General features: G+C 68.9%; 7 protein-coding genes. All 7 read right to left on the bottom strand.

Annotated features, from left to right (window positions below; translation table 11 throughout):
* Positions 1 to 3: 3 nt before the first annotated feature.
* The 7 genes from BO226_RS05140 to BO226_RS05110 all read right to left on the bottom strand — a co-directional run bounded on the left by BO226_RS05140 (position 4) and on the right by BO226_RS05110 (position 12,469).
* On the bottom strand, positions 4 to 4,812 hold the full coding sequence (locus BO226_RS05140; RefSeq protein ID WP_071934751.1) for an NAD-glutamate dehydrogenase: 4,809 nt from the start codon (positions 4,810 to 4,812) through the stop codon (positions 4 to 6).
* A gap of 140 nt (positions 4,813 to 4,952) precedes the next feature.
* A complete protein-coding gene (locus BO226_RS05135) occupies positions 4,953 to 5,375 on the bottom strand; it encodes an acyl-CoA thioesterase (protein ID WP_019289031.1) in 423 nt (140 codons plus the stop codon).
* Positions 5,368 to 7,041, bottom strand: coding sequence for an energy-dependent translational throttle protein EttA (ettA, locus tag BO226_RS05130; RefSeq protein WP_006551119.1), 1,674 nt, complete (start codon positions 7,039 to 7,041; stop codon positions 5,368 to 5,370). The genes BO226_RS05135 and ettA overlap by 8 nt, the downstream gene beginning before the upstream one ends.
* Before the next feature lie 72 nt (positions 7,042 to 7,113).
* Complete coding sequence (locus BO226_RS05125) at positions 7,114 to 8,244, bottom strand: lipase family protein (protein WP_374214107.1); 1,131 nt, start codon at positions 8,242 to 8,244, stop codon at positions 7,114 to 7,116.
* Between the two features lie 90 nt (positions 8,245 to 8,334).
* Positions 8,335 to 10,368, bottom strand: coding sequence for a cytochrome c oxidase assembly protein (locus BO226_RS05120; protein ID WP_071934749.1), 2,034 nt, complete (start codon positions 10,366 to 10,368; stop codon positions 8,335 to 8,337).
* A gap of 2 nt (positions 10,369 to 10,370) precedes the next feature.
* A complete protein-coding gene (locus BO226_RS05115; protein WP_019289028.1) occupies positions 10,371 to 11,621 on the bottom strand; it encodes a vWA domain-containing protein in 1,251 nt (416 codons plus the stop codon).
* Positions 11,621 to 12,469, bottom strand: a complete 849-nt coding sequence (locus tag BO226_RS05110; protein ID WP_138845521.1) for an AAA family ATPase — start codon at positions 12,467 to 12,469, stop codon at positions 11,621 to 11,623. Before BO226_RS05110 ends, BO226_RS05115 begins: the two co-directional genes overlap by 1 nt.
* Positions 12,470 to 12,507: the final 38 nt, after the last annotated feature.

Genomic DNA, 12,507 nt, shown 5'->3' with positions numbered 1-12,507 from the left:
TCGTTACCTCCGATCGGATGCGCGCGTGCGCACCATGCCCCTGATCTGTCGTGCCGCCACCGAGAGGGTGGCGAGGTCCAGACTTCCAGACGCGAATATCTCGTCGAGCGCCGCCCTCGCACGGACGAGTTTGGAGCCGTTGGACGACTCCCAGTCCTCGATCATCTCCTCGGTCGACTCCCCGGGTTCGGCGCCGGCGAGCACGTCGAGGACGAGCGACCGCAACGAGCCGTACAGGTCTTCGCGCAGCGCGAGGCGTGCCAGCGAATGCCAGCGGTCGCCCCGCTCGAGACCGGAGACCGCCGTGAGCAGGCGGTCGACGCCGAGACGCGCGTCGAGGGCGTAGTAGAGATCGGCGACCTCCGCCTCGTCGCGCTGCTCTATGTCGGCGATGTCGATGACGTCGAGCAGCGGGAACTGGTCGAGGAGCCGGAAGACGACGCCCGTGAGCTCCTCCGGTGCTCCTCGTTCGAGGAGCGGGCGGGTACGACGAAGGAAGTCCTCGGCGTGGTGCCCGCGCATCCAGTCCGCGACCCGCGGTGCGAGACGCGCGAAGGCATCGCGGTAACGGCTGATCTCGGCACCGACCGCGAGGGGCTGCGGTCGCGTGGCGAGGAGCCGGCGCGACGCCCGGTCGAGCACGCGGCGGGATTCGAGCAGCAGGTCGTCCTCGATGTCGACAGGCAGCCCGGCGGCCCGGATCTCGTCCCACAGGGCTGGTAGCCCGAAGATGGTGGTGACGGCGGTGTAGGCGCGGATGGCGTCGGTCGCCGTCGCTCCGGCCTCCTCGGCGAGCCGGTAGACGTAGGTGGGGCCGCCGTTGTCGACCGTGGTGTTGGCCAGCATGGTCGCAACGATCTGCCGACGCAGCGGATGCGCCCGGATTCCGGCCCGGAACCGCTCGCGCAGAGCGGGCGGGAAGTAGGCGGGCAGGATCGACGCGAAGGTCTCGTTGTCGGGCAGGTCCGTGGCCAGCAGGTCGTCGACGAGGGCGAGCTTGACGTGGGCGAGGAGCTGCGCCAGCTCCGGCGACGTCAATCCCTCCCCCGCCGCTTCACGACGATCGAACTCGGCCTCGTCGGGCAGGGCCTCGAGGCCGCGGTCGAGTCCACGATCGAGTTCCAGGGCTGCGAGCATCCGACGGTGCACCCCCAGCAGGGACGGCGCGACGACCCGCTCGAGTCCGAGCACGGCGTTCTGCGAGATGTTGTCGGCGAGAACGAGTTCGGCGACATCGTCGGTCATCGACGCGAGCAGCGGATTGCGGTCCTCCGCCGCGAGTTCGCCGGCGGTCACCATAGCGTCGAGGAGAATCTTGATATTGACCTCGTGGTCGGAGCTGTCGACGCCGGCCGAGTTGTCGATCGCGTCGGTGTTGATCTTTCCGCCGGCGCGCGCGAACTCGATGCGGCCGCGTTGCGTGACACCGAGATTGCCGCCCTCGCCTACGACCCGGGCACGCAGTTCCCGCCCGTCGACGCGCACGCCGTCGTTGCTCTTGTCCCCCACGTCCGCATGGGTTTCCGTCGACGCCTTCACGTAGGTGCCGACACCGCCGTTCCACAACAGGTCGACGGGTGCGCGCAGGATCGCGCGGATCAGTTCGGGCGGTGGGAGTGCGGTGACGTCGTCGGGCAGGTCGAGCACCGCACGCACCTCGGGACCGACGGGCACCGACTTGGCCGTCCGGTCCCACACCCCGCCCCCGGCCGAGACGAGTTCGGTCGAGTAGTCCTTCCACGACGACCGCGGCAGTTCGAACAACCGGCGCCGCTCCTCGAACGACCGCTCCGGATCGGGATCGGGATCGAGGAAGATGTGCCGATGGTCGAAGGCCGCGACGAGCCGGATGTGCCGGCTGAGCAGCATGCCGTTGCCGAAGACGTCACCGCTCATGTCACCGATGCCGACGACGGTGAAATCGTCCGTCTGCGGGTCGGATCCGAGTTCGCGGAAGTGACGCCGGACGCTCTCCCATGCACCGCGCGCGGTGATGCCCATCTCCTTGTGGTCGTAACCGGCGGAGCCACCTGACGCGAACGCGTCGCCGAGCCAGTAGCCGTATTCCGCCGCAACGGAATTCGCGAGGTCGGAGAACGACGCGGTGCCCTTGTCCGCGGCCACCACGAGATACGGGTCGTCGTTGTCGTGACGCACGACCCGCTGCGGCGGGACCGTGTCGTTGCGGGCGGCGTCGAGGTTGTCGGTGATGTCGAGCAGACCGGCGATGAAGCACCGGTAGCACCGCTCGCCACGCTCGCGGACGGCGCGCCGGTCCGCCTCGGCGTCACCGGTCGGACGCGGGGCGTGCTTGACGACGAAGCCGCCCTTCGCACCCACGGGCACGATCACCGCGTTCTTCACGGCCTGCGCCTTGGCCAGGCCGAGCACCTCCGTGCGGAAGTCCTCCCGGCGGTCGGACCAGCGCAGACCACCGCGGGCGACGGGACCGAACCGCATGTGGACGCCCTCGACGCCCGGGGCGTAGACGAACACCTCGAAAGCCGGTCGCGGCTGGGGTAGTTCGGCGATCCGTCGCGGATCGAACTTGAGCGACAACGCCCGGCCGTCCGGGCGCTCGTGCCCGATACCGCCGGCCACGTAGAAGTTGGTGCGCAGGGTCGCACGGATCAACGAGAACAGTCCCCGGAGGATGCGGTCGGTGGCCAGGGCGGTCACCTCTGCGATCGTCGTCGTGAGTTCCTCGGCGATCTGCTGTTCGCGTTCGGCGGAGGCGTTCTCCGGATCGAATCGGGACTCGAACAGCCCGACGAGCAGCGCCGCGGTGTGGGGGGCGCCGAGCAGCACACCTTCGATGTTGTACTGGCTGTACGGAAATTCGGTCTGGCGCAAGTACTTCGCGTAGGCGCGGAGAAGCACGACCTGCTTCCAGGTGAGCCCGGCGCGCAGCACGAGCTGGTTGAACCGGTCGGTCTCGACCGCCCCCCGCCAGGCCACGGTGAAGGTGTCGGTGAGACGATCCGCCAGGGTCGGATCGACCTCCACGATGCCGTGCTCGATGTCCTCGGGCAGACAGAGTCCGAAATCGTATATCCCGCACTCGATTCCGTCCGATCGCGGCAGCCGGTAGGGCCGCTCGTCGACGACCTCGACGCCGAGGCTCTGCAACACCGGGAGGATCCGGCCGAGGGTGACCGTCTCGTCGGCGATGTACAGGGTGAAACGCAACGACAACGGATCGTCGGAACCCGGACGGTACAGGTGCGTGTCGAGATCGCCGGAGTCGAGCGCTTCCAGACGCCGCAGGTCGTCCAGGGCACGTTCGGAGCCGAAGTCCTCCTTGTACGCCTCGGGCACGACCTCGGCGTACCGCTGCACCAGCAACGGATCGAGATCGCCGGTCGCGGCCGCCTCCTCACCGAGCCGATCGGCCCAGTTGCGGGTCACTTCCGCGAGCATCGCCTGGATCCGCAGGCGGTTCTCCTCGGAGGTGTCCACCTCGCGACGTGCGCGCCCGGAGAAACGGATCGTCACGTGCAGCAACGCGAGGTCACGTTCGGAGACCCGCGCGGTGTAGTCGAGTACGCCGCCACCGAACTCGCGCAACAGGATGTCCTGGATCGCCACGCGCACCTTCGTCGTGTAGCGGTCGCGCGGCAGGTAGACGAGGCACGAGATGTACCGCCCGTAGGTGTCGACGCGGACGAACAACCGCACCTGCCTGCGGATGTCGACCACCGCCGTGACGGTCTCGTAGAGGGTGTCGGTGTCCATGGAGAACAGTTCCGCGCGGGGCACCGTCTGCATGATCTCGAGCATCGCCTGGCCGCTGTAGGACGACAGCTCGACCCGCGCCCGCGCGACGACCTCCCGCACCCGGCGCGAGACCACGGGGATGTCGAGGATGTTCTCGTGCAGAGCGGTCACGGTGAGGACACCGAGGAAACGATCCTCCCCGACGAGCGCGCCGTCGGCGTCGAGCCGGGCGACGCCGACGAAGTACGGATAGACGGAACGGTGCACGGTGGCGGGAAGCGCGCCCTGAGTGAGCACGAGCAGCGGGCGGCGGCACGTGCCGACCTCACCGGGCAGGTCGAGCGGGTCCGCGACCGAGGCATCGGTGCGCAGCACTCCCCTGCCGCTGCCGGGCACGGGCGTCGCGCGCACGTTGTCGTCGCCGCCGTCGGGAACGAAGTCGTAGCGCCGGTAGCCGAGAAGGGTGAAGTTCCCGCCGCTCAACCAGCGCAGCAGTTCGGCGGTCTCGGTGAGCTCGTCGGCCGTGTAGTGCGCCGGCGGATCGGCGGCCAGGCCGTCGAGCGCGTCCGCGAGGTCGCGCTGCAGGGCGTGCATCTTCCCGGAGTCCGACGCCACCTGCCGCACATCGGACAGTACGCGCCGCAAGCCGTGATCGATCTCCTCGAGCGATTCGTCGTCGACGGGCCCGCGCAACTCGATGTGCATCCACGATTCGGCGACTCCACCCGAGGCCCGTCCGCCTTCGTCGGCCAGGCGCTCGAGGTCGCCCTCGGCGGTGCGGCGCGCAGACAGGACGGGGTGGATGACCGTCGCCACCGAGACACCCAGCCGGGACAGCAGTGCCAGCACCGATTCGACGAGCAGCGGCATGTCGTCGGTGACGATCTGTACGGCGACACCCATGCCCTCGGTGCGGCGCACACCGACGACAGCGGTGCCCGGTGCGCGGCGACGACCGAGACGGACGTGCTCGAGCGCGGCCGCGCCGTGGTCCGTGGTGAACTCTCCGGAGCCCTGATAGATCCGCTCGAGGACCGCCTCGGGAGAGGTATCGCTCTCCGTTGCATTTGTCTGCACCACAGCCGGATCGGCCATCGACACCCTTCCTGCTCTGTCGGGCGGATACACCGCGCGCCGCGGACGGACTCGTGATCGAGCCTATCCGCGGCGCGCAGTCGGGGGGTCGGAACCGGCGGGTCGGGTAACAGCCGGGCCGGTCGACAGGATGTACCCGCTCAGCCGGTGGGCGTGACGGCGCGGTGCCGGTCGAGCACCGCCCGTACCTCGTCTGTCAACGGCTGCGACGTGTCGGTCTCGGGATCGAAGCCGACGAGCACGGTGTCGGCGACCGCGCACACCACGCCGTCCCGGTCGAGGATCGTCTGACGCACCGTGAACGAGCTCGTGCCGAGACGAAGCACCGTCGTCTCGACCTCGATCGGCGCCGAGGAATCCTTGATCGGACGCAGGAACTCGACGTCCATCTTCCGGAGCACGACGGCATCGCGGGCCGGCAGCTCGCTCCGGAAGAACTTGATGCGCCCTTCCTGCAGGTATTCCACGACCTTGGCGTTGTTGACGTGCCCGAGCCGATCGGAGTCGCCCCAGCGCACCTCGACCGGGCACCGGTAGGGCCGGTGGCCGTTGCGCTCAGTCACGCGTGAGCTTCCGGTGCGTGACGCGGTGCGGACGTGCCGCATCGGCTCCGAGACGCTCGATCTTGTTCGCCTCGTAGGCCTCGAAGTTGCCCTCGAACCAGAACCACTTGCCCTCTTCGACGTTGCCCTCCCACGCCAGGATGTGGGTACAGGTGCGGTCGAGGAACCAGCGGTCGTGGGAGATCACGACGGCGCAACCCGGGAACTGCTGCAGCGCGTTCTCGAGCGACGACAGGGTCTCGACGTCGAGGTCGTTGGTCGGCTCGTCGAGGAGGATCAGGTTGCCGCCCTCCTTGAGCGTGAGCGCCAGGTTCAGGCGGTTGCGCTCACCACCGGAGAGCACACCGGCCGGCTTCTGCTGGTCGGGACCCTTGAACCCGAACGCGCTCACGTACGCGCGCGACGGCATCTCGTTCTGCCCGACCTCGATGAAGTCGAGACCGTCGGAGACCACCTCGAAGACCGTCTTCTTCGGGTCGATGTTCGCGCGGTTCTGGTCGACGTAACTCAGCTTGACCGTGTCGCCCACCTTGACGGTGCCGCTGTCGGGCTCCTCGAGACCGACGATGGTCTTGAACAGCGTGGTCTTGCCGACGCCGTTGGGACCGATGACACCGACGATGCCGTTGCGCGGCAGCGTGAACGACAGGTCCTTGATCAGGACACGGCCGTCGAAGCCCTTGTCGAGGTGCTCGACCTCGACAACGACGTTGCCCAGACGCGGCGGCGTCGGGATCTGGATCTCCTCGAAGTCGAGCTTGCGGTACTTCTCGGCCTCGGCTGCCATCTCCTCGTAGCGGGCCAGACGCGCCTTGTTCTTCGTCTGCCGTGCCTTGGCACCGGAGCGGACCCACTCGAGTTCCTCGCGGAGCCGCTTCTGCAGCTTCTGGTCCTTCTTGCCCTGGACCTCGAGACGCTCGGCCTTCTTCTCCAGATAGGTGGAGTAGTTGCCCTCGTAGGGATGCAGCTTGCCGCGGTCGACCTCGCAGATCCACTGCGCGACGTGATCGAGGAAGTACCGGTCGTGGGTGACGGCCAGCACGGCGCCCGGGTAGGACGCGAGGAACTGCTCGAGCCACAGCACCGACTCGGCGTCGAGGTGGTTGGTGGGCTCGTCGAGGAGCAGCAGGTCGGGCTTGCTCAGCAGCAGCTTGCACAGCGCGACACGGCGGCGCTCACCACCGGAGAGGTGGGTGACGGGCTCGTCCGGCGGAGGGCAGCGCAGTGCGTCCATGGCCTGCTCGAGCTGCGAGTCGAGATCCCACGCGTTGGCGTGGTCGAGCTCCTCCTGGAGCTTGCCCATCTCCTCCATCAGCTCGTCGGAGTAGTCGGTGGCCATGAGCTCGGCGATCTCGTTGAACCGGTCGAGCTTGACCTTGATCTCGCCGAGGCCCTCCTCGACGTTCTCCCGGACCGTCTTCTCCTCGTTGAGGGGCGGCTCCTGCTGGAGGATGCCGACGGTGGCCTCCGGATCGAGGAAGGCCTCGCCGTTGCTGGGCTGATCGAGCCCGGCCATGATCTTGAGAATCGACGACTTGCCCGCGCCGTTGGGTCCGACGACGCCGATCTTCGCGCCGTGGTAGAAGCTCATGGTGACGTCATCGAGGATGACCTTGTCACCGTGCGCCTTGCGCACCTTCTTCATCGTGTAAATGAACTCCGCCATGACCACCAGCGTATCGGTCGACGGTCGATAACCCACATCGTGCGACCACGGGATGCCCGGGCCGCGCCCGCGTCAGCGCCGCAGCAGCTCCGCGACGAAGCCTGTCGTGTCGGGCAGCGACGCGAACATCGTCTCCGAGTGCCCTGTCGGATACGTCCGGAACTGCGCGTTCGCGCCCCCGGCCCACAGGTCCCCGATCAGTTCGAACGCGAGCGGCGCGGGCACCGTCGTATCGCGCAGACCCTGCGCGAGGAACAGTGGCCGGTCGTAACCACGGGTCGGCACCGCGACATAGTCGGTGAAGGCGGCGCGGAACCGGTCGTCGCTCAGCGGACGGGCGAGGACCTCGCCGATGCCGATCTCGCCGTAGCGGTCCATCAGCTCGTCGTAACAGAGTCGCTCGGCGGCGTCGACCACCTCGCGACCGAGGGGAGTGAGGTATCCGTCGACGTCCAGGGAAGGATCGGCGTCGCGCAGACCCGCGAAGATGTAGGCGGCGAACGCCGTGAGCCCGTCGAGGCCGAGATCGGGGAAGCCCGGGAATCCGAGCGGGAACAGGTACTCGAGGTTGGACGGGGCGCCGGTCGTGAGTGTCCCGCGAAAGTCCAGTTCGGGCGCGCGGGAGGTCGCAGCGTGCGCGGTGTGTAGACCGGTGTGCCCACCCTGCGACTGGCCGATCACGACCCAGCGGTCGGACAGCGACGGTTCGACAGCGCGTCCCGCCCGCACGATGTCGATGACGCTGTTCGCGGCGCTCTGCCCGTCCAGATAGCGGTGCAGCCCGCCCGACCCGAGGCCCGGATAGTCGGCTGCCACGACGGCATAGCCCTGCCCGAGCCAGTGGTCGAGATAGGCAGTGTCGCGCGGTGTGCGCGGCAACCGCGAGGGCGCGCACGAATCGTCGAGACCGACGGTCCCGTGGGCCCATGCGACGACGGGCCACCCGCCCTCGGGCGGCGTGCCGGGAGGGACGAACAGTGCCCCGGTCGCCGTGGTCGGGGTGCCGTCGCGCCACTGCGTGGTGTAGGCGAGGACGCGAGCCGAGGACGCCCCGGGCAGGGACGATTCCGGGTCGAGCGTGGCGACCTCGACAACCTTTCCCGGCGCCGGGTTCGCGCCCACCGCGGGAGGTGACACGACGGTCGTCAGCAGTGCCAGAGCACCGGCGAGCAGCAGGGCGGGGACGTGCGTGGTACGGGTCACGCCGAGGACGATACGGACCGTCCGGCCGCGGCGTCCGTATTCGTCCGATTCGCCGCGGCGCGACAGGATGTGCACGTCGGATCGGCGCGGCTAGCGGCCTTCGCGGTCGCGGCGCGCCAGCTCGGCGAACATCGCGTTGTGTGCCGCGAGATCGGCGTCGTCGTCGCGTTCGGCGGCCCGGTCGACACGTCGCGCCGTGCGCCGGTCGCTGCGCGACCACTGGACGAGCAGGGCGAGCATCACGAGCACGAGCGGGATCTCGCCGGCCGACCATGCGATGCTGCCGCCGACCTTCTGATCGGAGAACAGGTCGTAGTTCCACGGTAGTGCCAGGCCGCGGTAGTAGCTCTCGGCCATCACCGTGCCCATGCTCATGAGGGTCACGCCGAAGAAGGCGTGGAACGGGAGCGAGCCGAAGACCATCGCCAGCTTCGTCACGGGCTGCAGGTCGCGTGGCGACGGGTCGACGCCGATCACCACCCAGTAGAACAGGTAGCCGCTGAGCAGGAAGTGCAGGTTCATCAGGACGTGGGCGGTGTGACTGTCGATGAACGCGGTGAAGATCCCTCCGAGATACAACGCGTAGAAACCGCCGACGAACATCACCGATGCGACGATCGGATGCGTGAAGAAGCGCGACAGCGGGCTGTGCAGGAACTCGAGGATCCATTCGCGCGGTCCGGGAGGGGCGTTGCGGCCGGCCGGCTTGAACGCACGCAGGGCGAGGGTCATCGCCCCGCCGAGCGCAAGGAGCACCGGGGCGAGCATCGACAGAGCCATGTGCGCGCCCATGTGCACGCTGAACATCGCCGGCGAGTACATCCCGACGCCCGAACTGGTGGCGACGAACAGCACGAAGCAACCCGAGAACCAGGCGATCGACCGGCCGACCGGCCACGAGTCGCCGCGCTTGCGCAGCGTCCACAGACCGATGGCGTAGGCGGCGGCGAACACGAGAGCAGCCGTGCCGAAGATCAGGTCGAAGCGCCACTGGCCGAAGAACAGGCTCACGAACGACGGCGGTACGTCGAGCTGGTAGCCGAGCTCGACCTCCTGGATCGTCGGTACCGAGGCCGGCGGCGGCGGGGGCGTGCGGCCGAGTCCCACGGCCAGGCCGATGGTCGCGGCGAGGACGAACGCTTCGACGAGGGTGAACCGCACGAGCGCGGACCGGCTCGTGGGGTCGGCTTCGAGGGCCGGAAGCGCCCGGCGTCGCTGAGCCCAGCCGAAGATGCCGAGCAGGATCAGCGCGACGGTCTTCGCGAGCAGCAACCCGCCGTAGGTGGTGGTCGTCAGGTCGTCGAACGACATGCGGACCGCGGCGTTGATCACGCCGCTGACAGCCATCACGACGAACGCGAGTCCGGCGACGAAGGAGAACCGCCGGGCGGCGACATCGGTGTGCTCCCCTCCCCGCATCGAATGGGCGAGCAGCGCGAACAACCCGCCGGCCCAGACGGACGCCGCGCCGAGGTGCAGCACGAGGCTGTTGGTCGCCATATCGTGCGAACCACCCGACGAGGAGTGCCCGGTCAGGGCGATCGGTATGAGGGCGACGAACGACAGCAGCAACAGATACGGCGTCCACGACCAGCGCACTGCGAGTCGGGTCAGCAGCGCGGTGATCAGCGCGAGCACGGTCGTCCAGGCCCAGGCCAGCGCGACCTCCACCTGACCGAGCGCCGAGAACAGGTTCTCCGGACGGATGGCCTCACTCAGCGGACTGCCGGAAGTGTCGGACAAGGTCAGCGGCACCATCAGCGCCGCTGTCACGGCCCACACCGTCGCCGCGACGCCCGCCGTCCGCACGGCGCGATAACCGCCGACGTCGAGTACCCCGCTCCGCTGCGGGGGCACGAGGAAGGCGGCGAAGAACAGCGAGCCGATCGTGATGACCGTCGCGATCTCGGAGATCGCGCGGACCGCCGGGAGACCGTAGGTGGTGAGCGGACCGGGATCGGGGATGCCGAGCAACACCAGAGCCTGCGCAGCGGACAGTCCGACCGCGAACGCCGCGACGAGGGCGGCGAGGAGGCCGAAGAGAATCAGCAGTGCCGGCGGGTTTCCCCTCATGGGGGCGGGCGCCGGAGGCTGCGCGGGAGACGCGAGCTCGGATGTTGCCATGCCTACCAGGGTAGGACGTTCACGCCATGACCTACGACACGCCGTCGGAGTCCCCCGTCCCCCGTATCCGTGGACGTAACAACGTCGACGGCGTGCTGCAGGGCCACGAGTGTGTCGGCCGCCACCATCGCGTCGCAGTGTGGAAGCGCGGCGGACATCGACCCGGTCGAGGGCGTGAAACCGGACTGCCCGGCCCGGGGGTTGAGCCACACCAGCCGGTGCGCGCGACGCCGGATCCTGGCCAGGACGTGGGCGAGTTCGGTGGGATCGTCGCTGTCCCAACCGTCGGACGCGACGACGACGATCGCTCCGCGCATCAGGTGTCCGTGATGGGAGGCGACCACCTCGGCGAGCGAACCGGCGATGCGGGTGCCTCCGAACCGCGTCCGTACCCGCTCGTTGGCGACGCCGATCGCCTGATCGACCGACCGGTGCCGGAGGACCGGCGTCAGACGCGCAGCTGTGGTGGAGAACACGAAGACCTCAGCCGTTCCGGTGTGGGCGAGCGCACGCACGAGATGCAGATACACCCCGATGTAGGGACGCATGGAACGGCTGACATCGCAGAACACGACGACCTGCCGCCGGCGTCGACCCGGTCGCGTGCGGATCAGCCGGAGCGGCTCGAACCCCGTGCCGCGGGAGGCTGCGATGCTCGCGCGGATGTCGACGCGTCCGGTGTGGCGTTGCACCCGGCGGCGGGTGCGGCGGATCGCCCAGCGCGCTCCGGCCGCCTCGATCCATGTCTCGAGGAGTGCGAGTTGCGCCGGATCGAGGTCGTCGAACCGCTGATCGGCGATCTCGGCCAGTGCGCTCGCCACCTCGCGCCCCGGGCGGCCGGGTGCCCGCTCCCCCTCTGCGGATTCGACGATCGTCCTGGTGACCCATGGAACGTCGTGCCCGGAAGTGGGAACCCCGATGGGCCGGCTGGGTCCGTCCGGTGTCGACGCCCCCGGCGCGCCTTCGTCCTCGGGTCCCGTGCGACGGGCGTGCGGGTCGAGCGGAACTGGTGCCTCGCCGAACACCCGGTCGAAGACCGTATCGAAGGTGGACAGGCTCTCGTACCGGTCGACGAGGGTGAGCCGCGCGGTCCAGTACAACCGAGTCCGCGTGGTTGGCGGACACGCACGCAAGCCGCGCGTGAAGGTCGCCGCTCCGTCCGCCGGGACCACGATCCCGGCGGACCTGAGCCGGTCGACCAACGCGACTGTGAAGGCGGCGTGATCGACCCCGGGGAGCAGCCCGGCGCTCATTACACTTCGGTGGAGACGAAGCGGGTCAGCGCCTCCCCCAGCGCGTCGCCGTCGTCGGGAGTCTTCGCCAGTGCCGCGAGCGACATCGCCGCTTCGGGCCGGACGAGGTCGGTGACACCGAGCGCGGCGAGGGCCGATACCCAGTCGATGGTCTCCGCGATTCCGGGTGCCTTGTCGAGATCGAGTCCGCGGGCCACCGCGACGAAATCTGTGGCACGTTCGACGAGCGCGAGGTTCGCCGATGGCACCGTGCGACGCAGGATCGCCACCGCCCGGGCGCGGTCGGGGTAGTCGATCCAGTGGTACAGGCAACGTCGCCGCAGTGCGTCGTGCAGGTCGCGGCTCCGATTCGAGGTCAGCACGACAACGGGCGGGCGGGTCGCGGTGAGGGTGCCGAGTTCGGGAATGGTGACGGCGAACTCCCCCAGGAACTCGAGCAGCAACGCCTCGAATTCGTCGTCGGCACGGTCGATCTCGTCGACGAGCAGAACGGCGGGTGTGTCGCCGCGGTGGCGGACGCAGCGCAGGATGGGGCGTTCGAGGAGGTATTCCTCGGAGTACAGGTCGGCTTCGGCGGGAACGTCGCCGCGCGCCTCGGCGAGCCGGATCGCGAGCAACTGGCGTTGGTAGTTCCAGTCGTAGAGGGCCTCGGCGACCGACAGTCCCTCGTAGCACTGCAACCGGATCAGCGGGCTGCCGAGAATCTGCGCGAGCACCTTGGCGGCAGTGGTCTTGCCGACCCCAGGTTCGCCCTCGAGCAACAGCGGTCGCCCCAATGCGACGGCGAGGTGGATCGCGGCGGCGGTGCCCTGATCGAGTAGGTGATCGTGGCTGTCGAATCTGGCCATCACGTCGTCGACGCCGGTGAAGATGCCCGGAGAGGACG

This window comes from Rhodococcus sp. 2G (genome assembly GCF_001886355.1).
Classification (GTDB): Bacteria; Actinomycetota; Actinomycetes; order Mycobacteriales; family Mycobacteriaceae; genus Rhodococcus; species Rhodococcus pyridinivorans.
This window is presented reverse-complemented; position numbering and strand designations above follow the sequence as displayed.